Source organism: Stutzerimonas kunmingensis (genome assembly GCF_002929225.1).
Taxonomy (GTDB): domain Bacteria; phylum Pseudomonadota; class Gammaproteobacteria; order Pseudomonadales; family Pseudomonadaceae; genus Stutzerimonas.
Genome location: NZ_PISM01000014.1, coordinates 812,401 through 835,410, shown reverse-complemented (window position 1 = coordinate 835,410; position 23,010 = coordinate 812,401). Strand labels below are relative to the sequence as shown.

General features: G+C 61.7%; 23 protein-coding genes and 1 pseudogene. 4 read left to right on the top strand and 20 right to left on the bottom strand.

Features of this window, described 5'->3' with window-relative positions; all coding sequences use genetic code 11:
- Nucleotides 1-186 precede the first annotated feature (186 nt).
- The 11 genes and pseudogenes from CW305_RS10475 to CW305_RS10425 form a co-directional block, all read right to left on the bottom strand.
- Nucleotides 187-1,446, bottom strand: a complete 1,260-nt coding sequence (locus tag CW305_RS10475) for an OprD family porin (protein ID WP_104097846.1) — start codon at nt 1,444-1,446, stop codon at nt 187-189.
- A gap of 115 nt (nt 1,447-1,561) precedes the next feature.
- Nucleotides 1,562-2,767: a benzoate/H(+) symporter BenE family transporter gene (locus CW305_RS10470; RefSeq protein ID WP_104097845.1), complete on the bottom strand. Its 1,206-nt coding sequence runs from the start codon at nt 2,765-2,767 to the stop codon at nt 1,562-1,564.
- A gap of 159 nt (nt 2,768-2,926) precedes the next feature.
- On the bottom strand, nt 2,927-3,865 hold the full coding sequence (gene catA, locus CW305_RS10465; protein ID WP_104097844.1) for a catechol 1,2-dioxygenase: 939 nt from the start codon (nt 3,863-3,865) through the stop codon (nt 2,927-2,929).
- A gap of 74 nt (nt 3,866-3,939) precedes the next feature.
- Nucleotides 3,940-4,230 (bottom strand): muconolactone Delta-isomerase, encoded by a 291-nt coding sequence (catC, locus tag CW305_RS10460; protein ID WP_023445688.1) that lies wholly within the window; start codon nt 4,228-4,230, stop codon nt 3,940-3,942.
- A gap of 15 nt (nt 4,231-4,245) precedes the next feature.
- Complete coding sequence (locus CW305_RS10455; RefSeq protein ID WP_104097843.1) at nt 4,246-5,367, bottom strand: muconate cycloisomerase family protein; 1,122 nt, start codon at nt 5,365-5,367, stop codon at nt 4,246-4,248.
- A 29-nt stretch (nt 5,368-5,396) separates the two neighbouring features.
- Nucleotides 5,397-6,740 carry an MFS transporter gene (locus CW305_RS10450; RefSeq protein ID WP_104097842.1) on the bottom strand — a complete coding sequence of 448 codons (1,344 nt, stop codon included), beginning with the start codon at nt 6,738-6,740 and terminating at the stop codon, nt 5,397-5,399.
- A gap of 104 nt (nt 6,741-6,844) precedes the next feature.
- Complete coding sequence (locus CW305_RS10445) at nt 6,845-7,624, bottom strand: 1,6-dihydroxycyclohexa-2,4-diene-1-carboxylate dehydrogenase (protein WP_104097841.1); 780 nt, start codon at nt 7,622-7,624, stop codon at nt 6,845-6,847.
- 172 nt (nt 7,625-7,796) lie between these two features.
- Nucleotides 7,797-8,807 carry a benzoate 1,2-dioxygenase electron transfer component BenC gene (gene benC, locus CW305_RS10440; RefSeq protein ID WP_058065630.1) on the bottom strand — a complete coding sequence of 337 codons (1,011 nt, stop codon included), beginning with the start codon at nt 8,805-8,807 and terminating at the stop codon, nt 7,797-7,799.
- Nucleotides 8,808-8,817: 10 nt separating this feature from the next.
- Nucleotides 8,818-9,306 (bottom strand): benzoate 1,2-dioxygenase small subunit, encoded by a 489-nt coding sequence (gene benB / locus CW305_RS10435; protein WP_041013672.1) that lies wholly within the window; start codon nt 9,304-9,306, stop codon nt 8,818-8,820.
- A pseudogene (gene benA, locus CW305_RS10430) lies at nt 9,306-10,666 on the bottom strand (benzoate 1,2-dioxygenase large subunit). The gene benB and the pseudogene benA overlap by 1 nt, the downstream one beginning before the upstream one ends.
- Nucleotides 10,667-10,903: 237 nt before the next feature.
- The gene (locus tag CW305_RS10425; RefSeq protein WP_104097840.1) at nt 10,904-11,857 is read right to left on the bottom strand and encodes an AraC family transcriptional regulator; all 954 of its coding nucleotides are present in this window, start codon (nt 11,855-11,857) and stop codon (nt 10,904-10,906) included.
- Between the two features lie 279 nt (nt 11,858-12,136).
- Between CW305_RS10425 and dusA the strand changes: the two genes are divergently transcribed.
- Together dusA and tal are read left to right on the top strand one after the other, a co-directional pair.
- Complete coding sequence (gene dusA, locus CW305_RS10420) at nt 12,137-13,195, top strand: tRNA dihydrouridine(20/20a) synthase DusA (RefSeq protein WP_104097839.1); 1,059 nt, start codon at nt 12,137-12,139, stop codon at nt 13,193-13,195.
- A gap of 131 nt (nt 13,196-13,326) precedes the next feature.
- A complete protein-coding gene (tal, locus tag CW305_RS10415) occupies nt 13,327-14,253 on the top strand; it encodes a transaldolase (protein ID WP_014820051.1) in 927 nt (308 codons plus the stop codon).
- On the opposite strand, the gene rssC is transcribed toward tal, so the two are convergent.
- Together rssC and rssB are read right to left on the bottom strand one after the other, a co-directional pair.
- Nucleotides 14,254-14,736, bottom strand: coding sequence for an anti-sigma factor antagonist RssC (gene rssC, locus CW305_RS10410; RefSeq protein ID WP_003301853.1), 483 nt, complete (start codon nt 14,734-14,736; stop codon nt 14,254-14,256).
- Complete coding sequence (gene rssB / locus CW305_RS10405) at nt 14,733-15,917, bottom strand: two-component system response regulator RssB (RefSeq protein WP_014820050.1); 1,185 nt, start codon at nt 15,915-15,917, stop codon at nt 14,733-14,735. The genes rssC and rssB overlap by 4 nt, the downstream gene beginning before the upstream one ends.
- Nucleotides 15,918-16,111: 194 nt before the next feature.
- Here rssB and CW305_RS10400 point away from each other — a divergent pair, with 194 nt between their 5' ends.
- A complete protein-coding gene (locus CW305_RS10400; protein WP_014820049.1) occupies nt 16,112-16,411 on the top strand; it encodes a PilZ domain-containing protein in 300 nt (99 codons plus the stop codon).
- Between the two features lie 39 nt (nt 16,412-16,450).
- On the opposite strand, the gene CW305_RS10395 is transcribed toward CW305_RS10400, so the two are convergent.
- Nucleotides 16,451-17,149 carry an MlaA family lipoprotein gene (locus tag CW305_RS10395; protein ID WP_104097838.1) on the bottom strand — a complete coding sequence of 233 codons (699 nt, stop codon included), beginning with the start codon at nt 17,147-17,149 and terminating at the stop codon, nt 16,451-16,453.
- A gap of 223 nt (nt 17,150-17,372) precedes the next feature.
- Between CW305_RS10395 and CW305_RS10390 the strand changes: the two genes are divergently transcribed.
- The gene (locus CW305_RS10390; protein ID WP_063543972.1) at nt 17,373-17,639 is read left to right on the top strand and encodes a DUF4404 family protein; all 267 of its coding nucleotides are present in this window, start codon (nt 17,373-17,375) and stop codon (nt 17,637-17,639) included.
- Nucleotides 17,640-17,681: 42 nt separating this feature from the next.
- Here the strand turns inward: CW305_RS10390 and queF are convergent, their stop codons facing one another.
- The 6 genes from queF to CW305_RS10360 all read right to left on the bottom strand — a co-directional run bounded on the left by queF (nt 17,682) and on the right by CW305_RS10360 (nt 22,967).
- Nucleotides 17,682-18,512: an NADPH-dependent 7-cyano-7-deazaguanine reductase QueF gene (queF, locus tag CW305_RS10385; protein ID WP_104097837.1), complete on the bottom strand. Its 831-nt coding sequence runs from the start codon at nt 18,510-18,512 to the stop codon at nt 17,682-17,684.
- Between the two features lie 92 nt (nt 18,513-18,604).
- Nucleotides 18,605-19,384, bottom strand: coding sequence for an ABC transporter permease (locus CW305_RS10380; RefSeq protein WP_104097836.1), 780 nt, complete (start codon nt 19,382-19,384; stop codon nt 18,605-18,607).
- Nucleotides 19,381-20,310, bottom strand: a complete 930-nt coding sequence (locus CW305_RS10375) for an ABC transporter ATP-binding protein (protein WP_023447139.1) — start codon at nt 20,308-20,310, stop codon at nt 19,381-19,383. The genes CW305_RS10380 and CW305_RS10375 overlap by 4 nt, the downstream gene beginning before the upstream one ends.
- Nucleotides 20,311-20,402: 92 nt before the next feature.
- Nucleotides 20,403-21,395, bottom strand: coding sequence for a succinylglutamate desuccinylase (locus CW305_RS10370; protein ID WP_104097835.1), 993 nt, complete (start codon nt 21,393-21,395; stop codon nt 20,403-20,405).
- Nucleotides 21,396-21,407: 12 nt separating this feature from the next.
- Nucleotides 21,408-21,689: a hypothetical protein gene (locus CW305_RS10365; protein ID WP_003282913.1), complete on the bottom strand. Its 282-nt coding sequence runs from the start codon at nt 21,687-21,689 to the stop codon at nt 21,408-21,410.
- A 57-nt stretch (nt 21,690-21,746) separates the two neighbouring features.
- Nucleotides 21,747-22,967, bottom strand: a complete 1,221-nt coding sequence (locus CW305_RS10360; protein ID WP_104097834.1) for an aspartate aminotransferase family protein — start codon at nt 22,965-22,967, stop codon at nt 21,747-21,749.
- Between the last annotated feature and the right edge of the window lie 43 nt (nt 22,968-23,010).

Sequence of the window (23,010 nt, the reverse complement as noted above, 5' to 3'; positions counted from 1 at the left end):
ATCCGCCATCCGTGCAACCCTTTTATTTCGCTAACCTTTTGATTTACAAGAGATTTTGCTTAAGGACTGCGCCGGAAGTGGTGCGCATTATAGGAGCCTGAAAATCAACGTCAACCGTTTATTTCCACTTAGGCCAGATTTCTCTGGCTGCCCCCTCCTATGTCTGCCAAGGTGGCGATCTGCTACTCAGAACAGCGCCAATGTATAGCTGAGGATTAACCGGTTCTCATCAATGTCACTGCGGTAGTTAGAGCGTGCTGCAACATTGCGGATACGAATGCCGACGTTCTTCAGCGGACCGCTCTGAATCGTATAGCTGATGTCCAGGTCGCGTTCATGAGCGGTACCCTCGAAGCCCCGATCCGTATCGACGTTATCGCTCGAGATATAGCGCACCGTTGCAACCAGGCCCGGAACGCCGACCGCGGCGAAATCGTAGTCGTACCGCGCCTGCCAGGAACGCTCATCCTTTTCGGCGAACTCGTAGGTTGGCACCTCGTTGCCGAGCGGCGTTATGTTGGCGAAGACCCGAGGAAAAGCGCTGTCCCCGAACATTGCCTGGTAGCCGACATAGAATGTGTGGCCGCCTTGCCTGGCAGATAGCAGCGAATAGAACGCCCGATTATCAATCTCTCCCGCAAGCTTGCTGCCATCTTCCTGCGAGTCATAGAAGCCCAGGTTGGCGCCAAGCGTCCAGCTGCCCAGTGGCTCGCTGTGCTTCAGACCAAGGAAGCGCTGGTTATATATGTCTTCAAGCTGAGCGTACCAGGCACTCAGCGACGTCCGCTTGGCATTCAACGCATAATCGCCGCCAGCATAGTTGAATGCATCGCTGAACCCCGCTTGCGGCGTGCGGCCCAGCATCGCACGCATCCGGTCATCACCCGCTTCATTGCGAAGGCTGGTCGAGCGCAGGTGTCCACCATGCAAGGTAAGGCCGGCGATCTCGTTGGAAACGAAACTGACGCCCTGATAAGTAGGCGGTAGCAGGCGAATGTCGCTGAAGGTCAACACCGGGAGATTTGGCTGTAGCTCGCCAATCCGCAATTCAGTGCTCGAGACTCGCACTTTCAGCGCAGCACCCAGACGGCTGTAATCATCCGCTCCCCGGCCATCATCAGCCACCGGCAAGAGCCCCGTCCCCGCCCGATCAAGACTGCTGTCGAGCTTTACTCCCAGCATCCCGATTGCATCGACGCCTACCCCAACCGCGCCGTGGGTATAGCCGGACTTGAAGTTGAGAATGAATCCCTGCCCCCACTCCTCCGCCTTCGACTGCTGATTTGGCCCCTCGATATCCGAGAAGTCGCGGCTGAAGTAGTAGTTGCGTGCCTGTAGCGTGGCAGTCGCATCCTCGATGAACCCACCGGCCTCGGCATGCACGTACGGCACGGCGGAAGCGGCAGCAATGGTCAGAGCAAGTCTCGAGATTGATCGTTTCTGCATGGCATTCGTCTCTTGTTGTTGTTGTTTTCTGGATGCACGCAGCCACCTCTCCGGCGTGGTGCCGGGGAGGACTACGTGTTGGGTTTACTCGGTTGTCGCGCCGCGAAAATCGAGGTCAGCGGGCCGGCTGTCGCTCCTCCGCGGGATTTGCCGCTACGGGGCGAAGCGTCAAGAAGAGATGGGCAGCAATGCCGAAGATCAGCCCCCAGAACGCCGCGGACAGGTCGAGGAACGACATACCGGATGCCGTCACCAGAAAGGTGATCAAGGCAGCCTCACGGTCTGCGGGCATTGCCATCGCGGCACTCAGCGCGCCGCCAATTGCGGCCAGTAGTGCCAGACCGGCCAGGGCTGCGATCAGAGCCGGGGGAAATGCGGTGAAGATGGAGACCAGCGTCGCGCCGAATACCCCGAGCAACAGATAGAAGACACCGCCCGATACGCCCGCAACGTAACGCTTCGCCGGATTCTCGTGAGCTTCCCGGCCCGTGCAGATCGCTGCTGTGATTGCAGCAAGGTTCAGCCCGTGGCAACCGAAGGGCGCCAGCAGCAACGAACCCAATGCGCTGCTGCTGATCAACGGGCTGGCCGGCGTGCTGTAGCCGTCGTTGCGCAGAACAGCCATGCCCGGAACGAATTGCCCGGTCAGCGCCACCATCACCAGCGGAAAGGCGATATTCAGCATCACCTGCCAACTGAACTCGGGGGCGATCCACATCGGCGTCGCCAAGCCGATCACCAGGGCCTCGCTTTGCAATTCGCCAGAGGCGACGGTGATCGTTACGCCGACAACCAGCACCGCGAGCACCGCGTAGCGAGGCAAGGCCCGCTTGAACGCCAGATAGGTGGCGAACATCGCCAGCACCAGCCAGGGCTGTTCCTTTATGGAGATGAACAGGCCAGTCCCGAAGCGGAACAGGATCCCCGCGAGCATGCCTGCGGCAATCGCGGCCGGCAGGCGGTTGATGATGCGGTCGAATGCACCTGATAGGCCCACCAACAGCACCACCACGCTGGTGACGACATAGGCACCGACAGCCTCATTCAGCGTGATGTCGGGCAGCATGGTGACCAGCAGCGCCGAGCCCGGCGCGGACCAGGCAATGATGATCGGCACTTTATAGCGCAGGCTTAGCAGAATGCCGAGCACGCCGCTGCCGATGGAGATCGTCCAGACCCATGACGACAGTACGTCTTGGGGCAACCCACCCGCCTTGGCTGCCTGGAAGATGATCACCAGGGGGCCGGCGTACGAGATTACCGTCGCGATGAATCCCGCGACCACGGCAGAAAGCGAACAGTCTCTGAGTAGCGTCTTCATGAAGCCTCGCAAGTCAGGCCTGGCTATCCGTGACAGTGTCCGGACGGCTCTTTTTGTAGGTGTATCGTTTCAGTGGCTCGACAACGCAGCGGGACACGCCGCACCGCATTAATTGTTGGCGCGGCAGAGCCATCCGTGGCTGGCGCCGACATGCCTGCCTTACGCCTCCTGCAAAGCCCGCGGACGCGAGCTGCGCTGTTCGGCATTCGGCGCGGGCGCTTTCTGCAGCTGGAAGTCGAAGTCGACCTCGGCGAAGCGGCCTTGCACACCGCGGTTGCGTGCGGCCTCGGCTTCATCAATGAAGTGAATGTCACCGACCAGCCCGTCGCGAGTTGCGTAAGCGAAGTCGTCCCACAAGTACTTGTCGCCGGCCAGGTTGATCTGGGTAGTCAGATGGCGATAGCCCGGCGCGGAGATGAAGAAATGGATGTGCGCCGGACGCTGGCCGTGGCGGCCGAGGGTGTCGAGCACCTCCTGGGTCGGACCGTCGGGCGAGCAGCCATAGCCGGAAGGCACGATGCTGCGCGCGCGGTAACAGCCGTTCTCGTCGGTGACGATGCGCCGACGCAGGTTGTAGTCGGACTGGCTCTTGTCGAAGTAGGAATAGTTGCCCTTGGTGTTTGCGTGCCACAGGTCGACTACTGCACCGGCAAGTGGCTTGCCGTCCGGGCCGGTGACGCGACCCTGCAGGAACATCGTCGTGGCAACATCATCCTCGCTGCCGTCGTCCATGCGTGTCACGCCCTGAGCGATCGGCGCGCCGGCCACATACAGCGGACCTTCGATGGTGCGCGGCGTGCCGCCAGTCAGGCCATGCTGTTCGTCCTTGGCATCCTCCAGCAAATCGAGAAAATGCTCCAGACCGAGACCAGCGACCAGCAGGCCTGCCTCGTGGCGGCCGCCCAGACGATTCAGGTAGTCCACCGCTTTCCAGAACTCATCCTGGGTGATTTCCAGATCCTCGATGATCTTCGCGGTATCGATCAGGATGCGGTTGACCACCGTCTTCATGCGGCGGCTGCCTTCGTCATTGTTGAAGCCGCTGGCTTCCTTGAAGAACTTCTGGATTTCCGGGGAATGGGAGATTTTCACAGTCATGGCTCAGGCCTCGTCTTGTAGTTGTGGTGACGCGGGTTGATTGGCCGGCGCACACCGGCCTTTTTCAGGTTCGATCAGCTATCGTCTTCACGAATCGAGGACGGATGCCGGCACAGCGGATTGACCTCGATCTCCATATAGGGGAACAGCGGGAGCTGCATCAGGGTGTCGTGCAGTTCCTGAACGCTGGCCACATCGAACACGCTGTAGTTGGCGTACTGGCCGGCGATGCGCCAGAGGTGCCGCCACTTGCCTTCACGCATCAGGCCCTGGGCCAGTTCCTTCTCGTCAGCCTTCAGCTTGAACGCCTTGCCGGGGTCCATATCGACGGGCAGTTTTACGATCATCTTTACGTGGAACAGCATCAGTTCAGCCTCCGGTTACGTGCGACTGAAGAACGCCAGGCGCTCTTCGTCGAGGGTCAGGCCAAGGCCCGGCGTGCGCGGCACTTCCAGATGGAAGTCGCGGTAGACCGGCGGCTCGGCGACGATTTCTTCGGTGAGCAGCAGCGGGCCGAACAGTTCGGTGCCCCAGGTCAACTTATTGAGGGTGACGAAGGCATGCGCCGAGGCCAGGGTGCCGATGGCGCCTTCGAGCATGGTGCCGCCATACAGCGCGATACCGGCTGCCTCGGCCATCTGCGCAGTGCGCAATACGGCACGCGGGCCGCCGTTCTTGGCGATCTTCAGGGCGAAGATGCTTGCGGCGCCGTCGGCGGCCAGGCTGAAGGCATCTTCGACGCTCTCGATGGATTCGTCGGCCATGATCGGTGCCGGGCTGCGCTGGTTCAGGCGAATCTGCCCGCCGCGGTTGATCCGCGAGATCGGCTGTTCGATCAGGTCGATACCGTTGTCGCCGAGGATGCGGCAGGCACGCAGCGCCACCGACTCGTCCCATGCCTGATTGACATCGACGCGCACACTGGCGCGCTCGCCAAGGGCCTGCTTGATGGCGATGACGTGCTTGAGGTCGGCATTCACTTCGCCAGCGCCGATCTTCAGCTTGAAGATGCGATGGCGGCGGATATCGAGCATGCGCTCGGCCTCCTCGATGTCACTCGCTGTGTCACCGCTGGCCAGGGTCCAGGCGACTTCCAGGCTGTCGCGCACGCGGCCGCCGAGCAGCTCGCTGACCGGCAGCCCGAAGCGCTTGCCCTGGGCATCCAGCAGCGCGCTTTCCAGGCCGGACTTGGCGAAGGTGTTGCCCTTCGCCGCCTTGTCCAGCCGCAGCATGGCGGCGTTGATATTCGCCGCATCCTGCCCCACGAGCAGCGGGCCGAGGTGGCTGTCGATGTTCTGCTTGATGCTTTCTGGGCTCTCGTTGCCGTAGGCCAGACCACCGATGGTGGTGGACTCACCGATACCTTCGATGCCGTCGCTGCACTGCACACGGATGATCACCAGCGTCTGTTGCTGCATGGTGTGCATCGCCAGCTTGTGCGGGCGGATGGTCGGCAGGTCGACGACGATTGCCTGGATGCTTTCGATCAGGATGGGGCTCATATCGATTTCCGATTTACCAATGTCAGGGTTCACGCCTTGGCCGCCGACAGCACGACTGGTGCGGCTTCCGGGCTGCGCTTGCTGGAGATGGCGAAGGCGGTCATGGCCAGTGCGGCGACGACGCCCGGCACGGCGAAGGCCATGAAGTTGAGCTGCAGCGGCAGGTTGATGCCCAGCAACGCACCACCCAGCAGCGGGCCGACGATGGCGCCGTTGCGGCCAATTCCCGAGGCCCAGCCAAGCCCGGTGGAGCGGATCGACAGGCCATAGAACTGTGCAGCGGTCGCGTACAGCAGGATCTGCGTGCCGATCACCGTGGCGCCGGCGATGAAGATCAGGGTGTACAGCACCGGCATCGGGGTCTTGAAGCCAAGCAGGCTGATCGAGGCCACCGACACGGCGAAGAACACCACCACTACCTTGGACAGGTTGTAGCGATCGCCCAGCCAGCCGCCGAGAATCGCGCCAGCCATTCCCCCGAAATTCAGTGCCAGCAGGAACGACAGGCTGGAGCCCAGGCTGTAACCCGCGTTGGCCATCAGTTTCGGCAGCCATGAACCCAGCGCGTAAACCATCAGCAGGCAGCAGAAGAACGCCAGCCACAGGGAGAAGGTGCGCACGCCACGGCCGTCGCGAAACAGCTCCAGCACCGAAGCGCTCTTGCCCTTCACATCGGTCATCACCAGCTCATCGTCCGCTGTCAGCTGGCGACTTGGGTCGACCTTGTTCAGCAACGCACGGGCCTGCTCACCGCGGCCCTGGCGGACGAGGAAACCCACCGACTCCGGCAGATACCAGAGGATCACCGGCAACAACAGCAGCGGCACCGCGGCGGCGAAGAACATCGCTTCCCAGCCGAAGCGCGGCAGCATGTAGATTCCGAGGCCGGCCGACAGCATGCCGCCCAGCGAGTAGCCGCTGAACATGACCGCCACCAGCGTGCTGCGCAGCTTCTTCGGCGCGTATTCGTTCATCAGCGCCACCACGTTGGGCATCAACCCGCCGCAGCCGAGGCCGGCGAGAAAGCGGAAGATGCCGAACTCAGTCGGTGTGCTGGCGAAGCCGTTGAGCACGGTGGCGCCGCTGAACAGCACGAAGCAGATGGCAATGCCTTTCTTGCGACCGATGCGGTCAGCCAGGGTGCCGAAGACCAACGCGCCGAACATCATCCCGAACAGCGCGTAACTACCCAGCGCACCAGCTTCCAGCGGGGTCAGCCCCCATTCCTTCATGATCACCGGCAGCACTACGCCATAGATGAACAGGTCGTAGCCGTCGAAGATCAGCAGCAGTGCGCAGAGGCACACGACGAGCCAATGGAAGCGGCTGAAGCGCGCGTTATCGATGATTTCGTGAACACCTACTTTTCGCATGGCAAGACTCTCTATTGTTTTTGTTAGTCGCGGTCGGCCGCAGCGGTGAATCACCGCGCCGCCGAGGTGCCTTGGCGTTGTCCGGTCAGGCCGGTCTATGTGATTCAGCCGAGATCGCCACCACCCACCGGCAGGGTCACGCCGGTGATGTAGGACGCGTCGTCCGATGCCAGGAAAAGGATCGCGCCGGTCTGCTCGTCGATCGTCCCGTAGCGCTTCATCAGCGATGAATCGACGGTCTGATCGACGATCTGCTGGTACCAGAGCTTTTCCTGCTCAGTCTGCTCGGCACTGTTGCGCGGAATGCGCCGCGGCGGCGCCTCGGTGCCGCCCGGCGCGGTGGCGTTGACGCGAATGCCGCGCTCGGCGTTCTCGAAGGCCAGGCACGCAGTCAACGCATTCACCCCGCCCTTGGCCGCGCCATAGGGCACGCGATTCAGGCTGCGCGTGGCAATCGAAGAGACGTTGACGATGGCGCCCGCGCCCTGCTCCAGCATGTGCGGCAGCGCGGCGTGGCAGCACCACAGCGTGGGAAACAGCGAGCGGCGCACTTCGGCCTCGATCTCGTGTTCCTGGTAATGCTCGAAGGGCTTGGCCCAGATGGTGCCGCCGACGTTGTTGACCAAGATATCGAGGCGGCCGAAGCGCGCCTTCGCCGCGTTCATGACGCGATGGCAGTCGGCAAATTGCTCGAGATCGGCGGTGAGCGTCAGCACCTCGACGCCCGTCGCCCCCAGCTCATCGGCCAGTTCGTGGACCAGTTCGGAGCGGTCGACCAGCAACAGCCTGCCACCCTCTTCGCCCATGCGCTCGCCCACGCGGCGGCCGATGCCCTGGGCCGCGCCGGTGATGACGGCGACCTTGTTCTGAAAACGTGTGTTCATCTACCTTTCCTCAACTTGCTCGAAGCCAGCGCACCCAGCCTTGTAGGAGCGAGCTTGCTCGCGAAGCTCTTTGGTGCGGTGATCCAGACGGTTGGCGGCGTGCCGGCCCATTCGCGAGCAAGGGCTCAGCGCCTCTCTCGCTCCTACAAAAAAAACCTTGCCCACCTTGCCCTCAGGCGCTGGCGGCAAACTTCTCGTAGTAGAAATTCGCAGGCTCCAGCCCTTGCTCACGGATGAAGCCGCTGACCGCCTCGACCATCGGAGGCGGGCCGCAGAGGTAGATGTCCACTTCACCGTCGTTGAGGTGCCTGGGCTCGATGTGCTGGGTCACGTAGCCCTTCTGCGGATAGGCGCTGTCCGGGCTGGCGACGCAGGCGCTGTAAGTGAAGTTAGGGATGCGCGCAGCGAAGGCCTCGAGCTTCTCCATCTCCACCAGATCGTGGTCGTGGGTGACGCCGTAGATCAGGTGCAGCGGATGCTCGCTACCCTGCTCGGCGATCTTCTCCAGCATTGCGGTGAACGGCGCGAGGCCGGTGCCGCCGGCCAGCAATAACAATGGCCGCTTGATCTCGCGCAGATAGAAGGCGCCGAGCGGCCCGGCCAGGTTGACGCTGTCGCCAGCCTTGGCAAGGTTGGTCAGAAAGCTGCTCATCAGCCCGCCCGGCACGTTGCGGATCAGGAAGCTGACCTCGCCATCCTTTTGCAGCGAGCTGAAGGAGTAGGCGCGGGTCTGATCGCTGCCAGGCACCTGCAGATTGACGTACTGCCCGGGCAGGAACGCCAGCTGGTTCAGCGATTCGCCCTTGATCGACAGCGCAATGGTGCTCTCGGAGAGCTGGCGCACATTGCTGATCGCAGCCTGGTAGTTGGCCTGCTGGGTTTTGCAGATGTCAGAAGCGGCCGGCACACGAATCACGCAGTCGCTCTCGGCGCGCATCTGGCAGGTCAATACGTAGCCCTGCTCGGCTTCGGCTTCGCTCAACGCATCCTCGATGTATTCCTCGCCGAGGTCGTAGCGGCCGCTCTCGGCGAAGCATTTGCAGGCCCCGCAGGCGCCGTCACGGCAATCCAGCGGCACGTTGATGCCCTGGCGGTAAGCGGCATCGGCGACGGTTTCGCCTAAGTTGGCGTCGATGAAACGGGTGACGCCGTCTTCGAAGTTCAATGCGATCTTGTGAGTCATGGCGGCGCCCTCAGAGGTGGTACACGTCGATCATCTGGCGGATGTAGTCGTTCTTCAGCACGACTTTCTTGGCCCTAATCAGCGGGTTCTCGCCGCGCGTATCAAGGGTGTAGAAGCTGGTGCCGTAGAAGTGGTCGACCGTCTTGTAGCGAAAGCTCATCGTGTGCCAGTTGAAGCGCAGCTTGCAGACGCCGTCGGCCTGCTCGAGCAACTCTAGGTTGCTGATGTTGTGGCTCGTCCGGGTGTCCGGAATGGTTGCGCTGGAGCGCTCGGTGCGGATGCGGAACACCCGGTCTTCGAGGCCGCTGCGGTTGCCGTACCAGATCAGCGAAATTTCGCTCATCGGGTCCTGGGTCAGCTGGTCGCGGTCATCCCAGGCCGGCATCCAGAAGGTGGCGTCCGGCGCATAGAGTTCGAGCCAGGCGTCCCAGTCCTTGTCATCCAGATAGCGCGCTTCGCGGTAGAGGAAGTCGCGCGCGGTTTCGTAGGAGAGAGTCATCACGCGCCCTCCACGTGGATCAGCTGGTCCTGCTCTTGCTGCACCGCCTTGATCATCTGTTGCTGCCAGTAGTGGTGCTGCAGCACGAACAGGCCTTCATCCTCGGTGCGCACGCCGCTCATCAGCGGATGCAGGTCGATCTCCTGCGCGCCCTCATCGGCGCCATCGATCCAGTGCTTGGCACCGCGGGACATGTCGTTCCATTCCATCGCCCGGCCGGCAAAGCCCTGCTGGCAGGCGCGGAACTCTTCGAGGTCATCCGGCGTGGCCATGCCGCTGACGTTGAAGAAGTCTTCGTACTGGCGGATGCGGCGGGCGCGGGCTTCGGCGCTTTCGCCCTTGGGGGCGATGCAGTAGATGGTGACTTCGGTCCTGTCGACGGAGATCGGCTTGGCGATGCGCAGCTGCGAGCCGAACTGGTCCATCAGATACAGGTTCGGGTAGAGGCAGAGGTTGCGCGAATTCTCGATCATCCAGTCGGTGCGAGCCTGGCCGACCTCGGCGATCATCTCGTCACGGCGCGCATAAAGCGGGCGGTCTTCCGGGTTGTCCCAGCGGGTCCAGAGAAGCAGGTGACCGTTCTCGAAGGAGTAGAAACCACCGCCCTTCTTGCCCCAGCCACCGGCGCTCATCGCGCGGATGTCGTCACCGGCCTCTTTCAGCTTGCGGTGCTGCTGGGTGGCGGCGTAGTTCCAGTGCACGGCGGTGACGTGGTAGCCGTCCGCACCGTTTTCGGCCTGCAGGTTCCAGTTGCCTTCGTAGACATAGGTGGACGAGCCGCGCAAGACTTCGATGCCATCGGGCGACTGGTCGACCACCATGTCGATGATCTTCTTCGACTCGCCGAGGAAGTCCTCCAGTGGCGCGACGTCTTCACGCAGGCGGCCGAACAGGAAGCCGCGGTAGGACTCGAAGCGCGCGACCTTCTTCAGGTCGTGGGAGCCGTCGCAGTTGAAGCTATCCGGGTAGCCAGCTTCCTTCGGGTCCTTGACCTTCAGCAGCTTGCCCGAGTTATTGAACGTCCAGCCATGGAATGGACAGGTATAGGTCGCCTTGTTGCCGCTCTTGAAGCGGCACAGCATGGCACTGCGATGACTGCAGGCATTGATGAAGGCGTTGAGCTCGCCATCCTTGTTGCGGGCGATGAAGATCGGCTGACGACCCATCTGGGTGGTGTAGTAGTCGTTCTTCTCGGGGATCTGACTCTCGTGAGCGATTACAGCCAGTTGCCCTCGAAGATGTGTTTCATCTCCAGATCGAACAACCGCGGGTCGGTGAACATCTCGCGCTTGCAACGAAAGACGCCCTTCTCTTTATCTTCTTCTAGCAGCGAATCAAGGTAGTCGAATCCCAGGGACATGGCCGGGGCCTCCATTGTTATTGTGTCTACGTGATGAAGGCTACGGCGCGGGGAGAGGGATCAATATCCGTTTCCTGCAGGACCTTTATCCGTTTTCTGCAAAGCGAAAGCGGACAGATTGACGCAGGCACGCAGGAACACACCCGCGCATCACACGGGGTGACGAGCAGCGAATGCGCAGAGGCAGGGAAGGAAAAAAGAGCCGCTTCCGTCGGACCGGCAGCGACTCAAGGGGACTCAGTGATGGCGGCGCAACGTATCCGAAGGTAGCTCGCCGAAGGTGCTCTTGTAGCTTTCCGAGAAACGCCCCAGGTGCATGAAGCCGTAGTCCATGGCGATTTCGGTGATGTTGCGCACCTTGGCCGAAGGATCGCTTAGCCGGCCATGGATCTGCTCTAGCTTGCGCTGGCGGATATAGGACTTCGGCGTGGTGCCGACCTTGCGCTCGAACAACAGATAGAGCGAGCGCAGGCTCATGTTGGCCAGCTCGGCCAGCTGTTCGACAGAAATGTCACGCTTCAGATGCTCATCTATATAGTCGGCAATCCGCCCGAAGGACGGGCAACTGTCGCCAAACGGATCGCGGCGGATGTTGCTGGCCAGGCTGCAGAGCAGCTTGCTGGCGATGATGCGGCTGTACTGTTCCTGAATCTGCGGAATGCTCTGCTCAGAGCCCGCCTCTTGGCAGATCAATCCAAGCAGGCTGCCAAACCCATCGAGTTCGCTGAGCGCGTGTCGGTTGCTGCCGAAGCGAATCCCCTCCGCCGGAGCCTGCCACTGGTTCTCGCTACAGGCCTTCTCCAGAAAGGAAGCCGGCAGCTTGACGATGAGCTTCTCGCAGTCATCCGAATAGGTCAGGTCGACCGGATCGTCCGGATTGATCAGCAGCAGCTCGCCGGGGGTGAAATAGTGCTCCTGGCCCCGACCGCGCCACAGGCAATGGCCGCGCTGCAGCAGCTGCAGGTGGTAGATGGTCTCGAGCGCCGGCGAAGTGACGTGAACGCTGCCGCCATAACTGATCTGGCACAGGTCAAGCTTGCCGAACTTGCAATGACTGAGGCTGGCTTGCGGACTGTCGGTGCGCGGCAGCTGGATGCAGTGCGCCCCCACGTGCTGATTGACGTAGTCCGAAACGGCATGCGGATCAGCATGCTCGAAGATCCTGCTTTTCTCGTTCAGCAGTCGTTCCATCACCAGGCACTCGCATTGTTCTTATAGTCGGCCGGTCCATCGTCAACGACGCCGGCGGCGATTCCTGCCACGCACATGCATGCTCAGGCTTGATCTTCGTCAAGACTATCGCTTCGTTCGAGCATAGGAGATTCGACCAACGAAGGACACCCCGTCGTTCGGTGACCGCACGGTTTTTGGCGGACCGCAAGACGGGCACCTGGAAAAGGCAGCCGCCGCTGATCCGGACCGGACGACAGGCTTGCGAGCCGGGCTGGCCCATGGGCAGCATCCTGTATAATGCCGCCCCCATTTACCGCTCGTGTGCGCCTGCACCGACTCTCCAAGTTATCCGGCCCGATAGTGCAAAGTCCTCGTTCGAATCAGTCTGTTGCAAGTAGAAAGTTCTCCGTCGCACCCATGATGGACTGGACGGACCGCCGCTTTCGCTACTTTGCCCGGCAGTTGTCGCAGCACACCCTGCTCTACACCGAGATGGTGACGACCGGCGCGCTGCTGCATGGCGACGCCTCGCGCTTCTTGGGCCACGACGAGTGTGAACACCCGCTGGCGCTGCAGCTCGGCGGCAGCGTGCCGAGCGATCTGGCAGCCTGCGCCAAGCTCGCCGAAGCCACGGGTTATGACGAGGTTAACCTCAACGTCGGCTGCCCCAGCGATCGGGTGCAGAACAACATGATCGGCGCCTGCCTGATGGGCCACCCGTCACTGGTAGCCGATTGCGTAAAGGCAATGCGCGATGCAGTGGATATCGAGGTCACCGTCAAGCATCGCATCGGTATCAATGGACGCGACAGCTATGCCGAGCTGTGCGATTTCGTCGGTCAGGTACGCGACGCCGGATGCCGCAGTTTCACCGTGCACGCGCGCATAGCCATCCTCGAAGGGCTGTCACCGAAGCAGAACCGTGAGGTGCCGCCATTGCGTTACGACATCGCCGCGCAGCTGAAAAAGGACTTCCCGGACCTCGAGATCATCCTGAACGGCGGCATCAAGACGCTGGACGAGTGTCGCGCGCACCTGCAAACCTTCGATGGCGTCATGCTAGGGCGCGAGGCCTACCACAACCCCTATCTGCTGGCCCGCGTCGACCGGGAGCTGTTCGGTAGTGAAGCGCCGGTGATCAGCCGGGCACAGGCACTACGCAATATGCGACCCTACATTGAGCGCCACTTGAGCGACGGTGGCGCGATGCATCACATCACCCGTCATGTGCTCGGTTTGGGCCAGGGCTTTCCCGGCGCGCGGCGCTTCCGCCAGCTGCTCTCGGTGGACATCCACAAGACGAGCAACCCCCTTGCGCTGCTCGATCAGGCGGTGGCGCTGCTCGAAGGGCACTGACGCTCCACGTTCAAGGAACGCAACCCCGGCATCTGAATCAAAGGCCAGGCGCATCCGGGTCCACCCGCTCGTTGAGCGGGCTGACTGGCTCGGGTAAGGTCATGCCACTCACAGGACGGAGCCCCTCTTACATGACTTCCAAGCTGGAACAACTCAAGCAGTTCACCACTGTCGTCGCCGATACAGGCGACATCGACGCCATTGCTCGCCTGAAACCGGTGGACGCCACCACCAATCCTTCACTGCTGCTCAAGGCAGCGGCCATGCCGCGTTATGCCGATGACCTGGCGAACGCGATGAAGCAGTGCCACGGCGACATCGGTCTGGCGTGCGACCTGTTCGCCGTCGCGGTAGGCAAGCAGATTCTGGAACTGATCCCCGGGCGCATCTCCACCGAGGTCGACGCGCGATTGTCGTTCGACACTCAAGCCATGGTCCAGCGTGGTGAGCGCCTGATCGGCCTTTACGAGCAGGCTGGCATTAGCCGCGAGCGCGTTCTGATCAAGATCGCTTCGACCTGGGAAGGCATCCGCGCAGCCGAACAGCTGGAGAAAGCCGGCATCCAGACCAACCTTACCCTGCTGTTCTCCTTCACCCAGGCCGTGGCATGCGCCGAGGCCGGTGTGTTCCTGATTTCACCGTTCGTTGGCCGCATCTATGACTGGTACAAGAAGCACGAAGGTCGTGATTACCAAGGCGCGGAAGATCCGGGCGTGCAATCGGTCAGCCGCATCTACGACTACTACAAGGCTCACGGATACAAGACGGTAGTGATGGGCGCGAGCTTCCGCAATGTCGGACAGATCGAGGCACTGGCCGGTTGCGACCGGCTGACCATCAGCCCGGAACTGCTCGGCGACCTGGCCGCAGCCAGCGGCGCGCTGGAACGCAAACTGCAGCCCGGCCGCGAGTCAGAAGCGCGTATCAGTCTGGATGAAAAGAGCTTCCGCTGGGGCCTGAACGAGGATGCGATGGCGACCGAAAAGCTTGCCGAAGGCATCCGTCAGTTCGCGCGGGACCAGGAGAAACTCGAAGCCCTGCTTGCCAAGCTGGCCTGATCAGGACCGCTCCAATGCGGTGACGAGGTCATGGAAGGCCTCGCGGTTGGATTCGTTGAGGCTCATCAGGATGCGGTGAGCCTCGAGCACCTTGGCCTTCACCACCTCTTCGGACTGATCCTGCGATGGCAGATCGGCCAGGCATTCCGGGCAAGGCAACGGCGTATCGACGATATTGAACACCTGATCGAAGCCCATAGACTGCAACAGCCGGGTGATGTCCGGGTGGGTGGTGACCAGCGTCGGCAACATACCCACCTTCTGCCGCGACAGTATCGACAGCTTGGCCAAGAGGCCCAAGGTGGTGCTGTCAATGCTTCGGCTTTCGGTCAGATCAATGACAATCGAAGAAAAATTGCGCGACGAGAAGATCTTCTCGATCGTTGCATCCAGCGCCGAACAGAGCGTCAAACGGATTTCACCTATGAACTTCAGAACAAAGGTGCCATCCATCTCGGCGAACTGGATTCTACCAGTACTCATGCAAGGTTCCTGCTCAACACCAGCAAGGCGATATCGTCGGGCATGTCAGCCAGCTCGGCCAACCCGAAGACTCGACGTAATCCATCCAGCGTGCCACCGGCATCGGTAATCAGACCGGGCAGCGCGGACTCTTTTTCTTTGAGTGTGTCGCCGGGCAAAAGGTCCAGAATGCCGTCGGAGAGCAAGGTCAAGCTGAAGGTCTCGGGCAGCTTCAGCTCGAAATTCTGATAGGTCGCCTCGACGAACAACCCGACCGGCAACCCACGCCCTTCGAGATAGTGCGCCCCCTCTCCCGTGTACAGCACCGGCATAGGCAGATGACCGCCAATGCTGTAGTGCAGCACGTCATGCTCCTGATCGATAACGCCGCCCAGCATGGTCACGTGCTTGCCCAGCTTGCAATTGATCAGCCCGCGGTTGATGTGATCTAGCACTTCCGACGGTTTGAACTCGCGCAGCGTGCCGCCACGGCGCGACTCGTACAGCAGGCGGGTCGTCATGAACTTGAGCAGTACGGTCACGAACGCCGAGGAGGCACCATGGCCGGAAACATCGGCCAGGTAGAAACCGATGCGCCGCTCATCCACGCGGAAATAGTCGACGAAGTCACCGGACAGGTACAACGATGGGATGATCTGGTGGGCGAAATCGAAGCCATCGACGCTCCAGGGCGTCACCGGCAGCATGTTCATCTGCACTTGACGACCGGCGTCCTGATCTTCCTGCAACAGGTGCAGGCTGGCTTGCAGATCGCGATTGGCCGTCTCCAGCTGCTCGCGGTAACGACGATTCTCTAGCCGCAAGCGCGAACGATCCAGCGCACGACGCACCGAATGCTCGAGCATTGCCAAGTCTTCGAGTGGCTTGATCAGGTAGTCGGCAGCGCCCAAGCGCAGGGCCTCCACCGCGTCGCTCATCACGCCGGCACCGGAAACCACGATCACGGGGAGGTCGAGCTGGCGCTCACTGATCTGACGGATCAGCTCAAGGCCATCCATCTGCGGCATGCGCAGATCGCAGATCACCAGATCGGGCTGCTCCGACTCGAAGAGCTCCATGCCCTGCGGGCCATTGCCGGCCTGCAAGACACGAAAACCACTGTCATCCAGATAGGCAGCCAGACTGGCTCGAACCACATCGTCGTCATCTATGATCAGCAGCGTCGCGCTTGGTTTATGCATGTTCCTACCAGGCGGGGTCGCCAGGATGATTGGCGAAAACATTGGCCCCGCATGACGCCGGGCTTGGGTTCGTTTCAAGGCGCAGACGGTACTCCCATACGATCGGGGTTTCAAGCCGACCGGCTGGCGCCTTTACAGGACGAATTGAGGGGAGCTATAAGAATGCCGCGAGCCATATATAAAAGGTTGAAACCATGAGCCAGAAAGACCGCGATTACAGTGAAAAACGCGATTTCATCCGAATGCAGATCGAAACCACCGTTGCGCTGGAACATGGCGATACAAAACTGAGCGGCACCTGTATCGACCTCTCCAGCACCGGCATGCAGGTGCTGGCCAGCGCCCAACTACGCATGGGCGACAAGGTCCGCGTACTCATTCCATCCGAGCACAGCGAACTGAAAGGACTGGACGCGCAGACAGAAGTCGTACGCGTCAGCCAGCTCGACGATGGCCGGCAGAGCCTGGGCCTGGCAATCCTTTCGATGTCCTGACCCTGCTCCAGCAATGGCCGCAGAAAATGCGGCCAGGCTTCAGAAGTCGTCTTCGACTTCCCCGTCCTTGACCCGGAATTCGCGATTCTGAAGGTAGGCGTTGCGTACAAAGATGTAGCGATCCCCCTGAATCATCTTCTCGGCTGACAGCAGTCCTGCGCGCGTATCGATCAGGTCCACACCCCGCGTCACGTTGCGGGTCGGCACATGATCCATGTGCGGATACGGTTCGAGGAAGGAATCCGGCACCCGGCCGACGGCATCACGCACCGTGCTTGGCCCAAGCAGCGGCAGCACGACATATGGCCCACTTCCCAGCCCCCAGGCACCCAGCGTCTGGCCGAAGTCCTCATCGTTCTTGTGCAGCCCCATACGGGTGGCAACGTCGAAGAAACCGAGCACGCCGAATGTGGTATTGAACAGGATACGACTGGTGTCGATGCCGGCATCGCGGACCTTGCCCTGCAGCAAGTCATTGGTCAGCACCACCACATCACCGAGATTACTGAACACATTGCCGATGCCGTCCTCGAGGAAGCTCGGCGTCACTTTCTGGTAGCCCTGGGCCAAGGGCTTGAGGGTGTAGGTGTCAACGGTGTCATTGAAACGAAACACCGCGCGGTTGACGCCTTCCCACGGATCCTCTTCGGCAGCCAGTGCATGGCTCGCGCCAAGCATGGCGACGGTGACGAAACTGGCCTTGAGCACGGCGATCCAGGCCGTTGCGATCTTGGGCATTGCTGTTTTCTCCCTAGTTTTGGTGCACGCGGCGCACCGACGCAGACCGCGCAGTATAGAGCGAACATTCGATTTGCGGCAGTCAGCCGGACAGGCCGCCTGTCCGCCGTCAATCCAGCCGGGGCTCGCCCCGCAAAGGCACAGACAAGGCCAGGCGGCTGGTTTAACCTTCGGGTATCGAGAGCAACGCTCGTTGCCCGTAAATCCATGAGAGGGAAGCAAGATGCCGGAACATGATCTGCAGTCGCAGCTCGAAGAACTGCGTAATCAACTGGCCCAGGACACGCCGCTGACCGACGAGGAGCGCGCCTCGCTGCAGGCCATCGCCCAAGACATCGAAGCGCGTCTGGCGACCAAAGACAGCACCGAATACAACGACTCGCTGGTCGATGGCGTCAATCTGGCCGTCGAGCGCTTCGAAGTCAGCCATCCGAGCATGGCCATGACCCTGCGCAACATCATGCAGACCCTGGCCAACATGGGCATCTGAAGCAAGTAAGTCAGGGTCGCGGCATGAACGCGACCCGCCGCGTCACTGGCGTACCAGGCGACGATTGTCCACCTCTAGCGTCTCGGTGCTGCGGTACGGATTGATGTCCAGCCCACCACGGCGCACGTAGCGCGCATAGACGGTGAGCTTCTCCGGCTGCAACAGGCGCTGCAGGTCGAGGAAGATGCGCTCCACGCACTGCTCGTGGAAGTCGGCATGCTGGCGGAAGCTCACCAGATAGGCCAGCAGGCTCTCCGGCTGCAGCGCGGCACCACGATACTCCACCACAACACTGCCCCAGTCCGGCTGACCGGTGACCGGGCAGTTGGATTTGAGCAGGTGGCTGTGCAGCGATTCCTCGACCAACCGCTCGGCATCGCATGCCAGCAGCTCGGGGCGCGGATGGTCGTAGTGCTCGATGGCTACGTCCAGCTCGTCGATGCACCGCCCTGGCAGCGTGGCGACGCCTTCAGCGGCGACTTCATCCAGCGTGCGCAGGCGCACCCTGACCGGCTTGCCGGCAGCGGCCGAAAGATCGGCACTCATCAGCTCCAGCAGCGCTTCCCGCGATTCGAACACCGACTGGTTCAGCGAATTGAGGTAGAGCTTGAACGACTTGGACTCGATGATGTTCGGCGAGTCGGCCGGAATCTCGAATTCGCCGATCGCCACCACAGGCTTGCCCGACGGCAGCAGCCAGGACAGCTCGTAACAGTTCCACAGGTCCACGCCCTGATAGGGCAGCGTCTCGGCGGTCAGCCCGAGTTCGGCCCACTTCGGTGCCCGTGGAATCGGGAACAGGAGGTGCGGGCTGTAGGTGGCAATGTAGTCACTGGACTTGCCCAGCGGGGAATGTTCGGCGGGATGCTGCATCGGAAGGGACCTGAACGAAAAACGCCGCGAAGTTTAGCGCTTCGCGGCGTTCTTTTCAGCGCCATCGGCGCAGCAGACGGACGAAGCGCTGGCTACTGGCGCATACCCCGCCCGCTCTTGAGCAAATGCACAGACACCAGATAGAGCGCCGCCACCGCCACCAGCATGAAGCTGATCGCCACACCGATGCGAATATCCGAGACGCCGAGGATGCCGTAACGGAAGGCATTGACCATGTGCAGCACCGGGTTGGCCAGCGACAGCGTCTGCCAGAACGGCGACAGCAGATTGATCGAATAGAACACCCCGCCCAGGTAGGTCAGCGGCGTCAGCACGAAGGTCGGGATGATCGAGATATCGTCGAAGTTGCGCGCGAACACCGCGTTGATGAAGCCGCCCAGGGCGAAGATGCTCGCGGTCAGAGTGATGACCAGCACCGTCACACCCAGGTGATGCACCTGCAGATCGGTGAAGAACATCGACAGCAGCGTCACGATCACCGCCACCGCCAGCCCGCGGGTGATGCCGCCCAGGGCGAAGCCTATGACGATGACGTGGGGCGACACCGGCGAGACCAGCAGCTCTTCGATGGAGCGCTGGAACTTGGTGCTGAAGAAGCTCGATACCACGTTGCTGTACGAGTTGGTGATCACCGACATCATGATCAGCCCCGGCACGATGTAATCCATGTAGCTGAAGCCGTCCATGTCGCCGATTCGCGCGCCGATCAGGCTGCCGAAGATGACGAAGTACAGCACCATGGTGATCGCCGGGGGCAGCAGCGTCTGCGGCCAGATGCGTGTGTAGCGACGGATCTCGCGCTGGACGATGGTCTGCAACGCGACCAGGTTGGGACGCAGTTCGCCGCTCATGACTTCACCTTCAGGTTGTTCTCCACCAGCGACACGAACAGCTCCTCCAGGCGGTTGGTCTTGTTGCGCAGGCTCAGCACCTCGATGCCCTGAGCGCTGAGCAGACGGAACAGTTCGGTCACGCCCTGACTCTTCTCCACCTGCACCTCGAGGGTGTGATGATCGATCAACTGCGCCGGATAGCTGCCCAGCTCCGGCGCGACCAGTTGCGACTCCTTGAGGTCCAGCAGAAAGGTTTCCACGTGCAGCTGCGAGAGCAACTCGCGCATGCTGGTGTTCTTGACGATCTGGCCATGGTCGATGATGCCGATGTTGCGGCACAGCTGTTCGGCCTCCTCCAGATAGTGGGTGGTGAGGATGATGGTAATGCCTTCACGATTGAGCTCGGTGAGGAACGACCACATCGAGCGGCGCAGCTCGATATCCACACCCGCGGTGGGCTCGTCGAGAATCAACAGCCGCGGCTGATGGATCAGCGCCCGCGCGATCATAAGGCGGCGCTTCATGCCGCCGGAGAGCATCCGTGAGGAAACATCACGCTTGTCCCACAACCCCAGCTGGTTGAGATAGCGCTCCGCGCGCTCCTTGGCAATCTTCGCCGGGATGCCGTAGTAGCCGGCCTGGGTGACCAGGATGTCGAAGGCCTTCTCGAACTGGTTGAAGTTGAATTCCTGCGGCACCACGCCTAGGCAACGCTTGAGCCCGGACGGGTCGCGATCCAGGTCGTGACCGAACACGTTGACCGTGCCGCCGCTCTTGTTCACCAGGGTGGAGAGGATGCCGATGGTGGTGGACTTGCCGGCGCCATTGGGCCCGAGCAAGGCGAAGAAGTCGCCTTCGGCCACGTCCAGATCGATACCCTTGAGGGCCTGGAAGCCGTTGCCGTAGGTCTTGGTCAACTGCCGAATGGATAGAGCAGTACTCATAAGAAGGTGCACACAACGCGAAGGGAGTGAAGCTAGATAAGGGCGCAAGTGACCGATTGCAACCGCCCATTTCCGGAGCGAGCGCCTCAGTGCTACGTGTCGGACTGCTCCAATGGCACAACGATCAATGCAGCACGCTGTCCTTCGGCAACATCGGCCATGGGGAAAAGAATGCGCGCGTCCGGCTCATCGACCACCCAGCGCATGCCGTCGTCCTCGGCAAGCAGGCTGCCAAGCGGCAATGGCGCAAAGTTCTCGATGTCAGCGGGTAGACACAGCCGAAACCGCGAGCTGCGCTTGATGATCTCTCGGGAAATACTCAGCAGCTGCGGTTGCGCCTCTGCACCCGCAGACAACTCGCGCCCCTCGATCATTGCGATCAGCCCCTGCTCGAACTGCAGCACTGCCGGCGGCAGGGCCTCGTCCTTGCCTTCGGCAAGCTCAAAGGTAAACGCCTCGGCGCCATGAAGCGTGGCGGTCATAGCACTGAAGGTAGAGCTGGGCTGGCGCTGCAACAGGACGCCGTCGATTGCCAGAGCATGCAGTCGGGCCAACGCATTGGGTTGTGCGCCCCCTCCCTCGCGCCAAGGGCGGATCGCAAACTGGGCGAGACGCGACGGGCGCATCGCTGAGTGCAGGTCATAATGCCGGCGCTGGCGTCCGGACACGCTGAAGAAGCCTCCGACCAATGCCTCAAGCTCTGACGCACGAATGGCTTCGCCGCCCCATACATCAGCATGGGCACCGAGAAAGAGACGGTTAAGGTCATGTTCGATGTACCGAACCATGCGACGCATCGCTGCAGGATTGGCGAACAGCAGCAACAGTCGCGCACGAGGCTGCACATCGCCCCGTGCGAGCGCACGGATCAGGCGATCCAGGACATGTATGGGGATGAGTTCATTGCCGTGTATGCCGGCCGACAGGACCAGGTCGACGCCTTGATCCTGGCCGCTCGGCGGCGATACCAGCAGCGCGCCCTCGGCCAGCCAGTGCAGCTTCACCCCGCGCGGGGTGAGCTGGACTTTCTCGCAGGGCTCGCGCCCGGCGAGGGTCAGTTCCAGCAGCTTGCCGATAGCGAGCATGCCGGTCTGCCGTCAGTGATTGCAGTCAGGGCCGTGGACGTGCTCGTCGTCATCGGCCTCGACCGGCTCCATTTCCAGCTGCAGGCTGACCAGGTTGGTCGCCAGCGGGCGCAGCACCAGATTGGCGTACTCGGTGTCGCCGTCCTCGACGTCCACACCGATCATCAGCTGACCGTTGCCGACCTGCTGAATCCAGACCTCGCGGCCCTGCCAAATCACGGCAAAACGGGTGCAGGAAGTTTCCAGTTGGGTTCCGTCGACATCTTCCAGAACCAGTTGCAGGCTATCGCTCATTGAATTGCTCTCGCTAGTAGAACGCGCGACGCCCGCGGCGCCGCGCATGGGGAATGGTCAGGCCTGGGTCAGCGTCGCGACGGCGCGCTCGAGGCGATCCAGCCCTTCGTCGATATCAGCGTCGTCGATGACCAGGCTCGGCGCCAGGCGCACCACGTCGGGGCCGGCCTGCAGCACCATGAGAGCTTGCTTCTCCGCGGCGGCGCAGAAGGCACCGGCCTTACCCTTCCAGGCCTCGCTCAACACACAGCCGATCAGCAGGCCACGGCCACGCACCAGGCTGAACACGCCATAGCGCTCACCGATCTGCATCAGGCGCGCCTTGAAACGCTCGTGTCGCGCCTTGACGCCTTCGAGCACCTCAGGCGTATTGACGATATCCAGCACCGTCTCGGCAACTGCGCAGGCCAGCGGATTGCCGCCATAAGTGGTGCCGTGGGTGCCGACGCTCAGGTGCGCAGCAACTTCATTGGTGGTCAGCATTGCCCCGATGGGGAAGCCGCCGCCCAGGCTCTTGGCGTTGGTCAGGATATCCGGCGTGACACCGTAGTGCATGTAGGCGAACAGCTCGCCGGTACGACCGAGGCCTGTTTGCACCTCGTCGAAGATCAACAGCGCGTTGTGCTCGTTGCACAGCTGGCGCGCGCCTTCCAGATAGGCCTGGTCGCCCGGCAGGATGCCGCTCTCGCCCTGGATCGGCTCCAGCACCACCGCGCAGGTCTTGTCGGAGATCGCCGCTTTCAGGGCGTCGAGATCGTTGAAGGGTACATGGGTAATCCCTTCGATCTTTGGCCCGAAGCCGTCGGAGTACTTCGACTGCCCGCCCACCGTGACGGTGAACAGGGTGCGGCCGTGGAAGCTGTTGAGCGCCGAGATAATCTCGAATTTCTGCGGCCCGTAGACGTCATGGGCGTAACGACGGGCCAGCTTGAACGCCGCCTCGTTGGCTTCCGCGCCGGAATTGCAGAAGAACGCGCGGTCGGCGAAGGTCGCTGCCGTCAGCTTCTTCGCCAGGCGCAGCGCCGGCTCGTTGGTATAGATGTTGGAAATGTGCCAGAGCTTGCCAGCCTGCTCGGTAAGCGCCGCGACCATCGCCGGATGCGCATGGCCCAGTGCGTTGACCGCGATGCCGCCAGCGAAGTCCACCAGTTCTCGCCCGCTCTGATCCCATACTCGCGAACCCAGGCCACGTACCGGTACGAAGGCTGCGGGGGCGAAGGTGGGAACAATGACCTGGTCGAAATCGGCGCGTTCTACCGGGGTGTGCGGGGCGGACATCGGGGCTCTCCTGCGAGGCGACACGGAATGAGAAATGAAAACG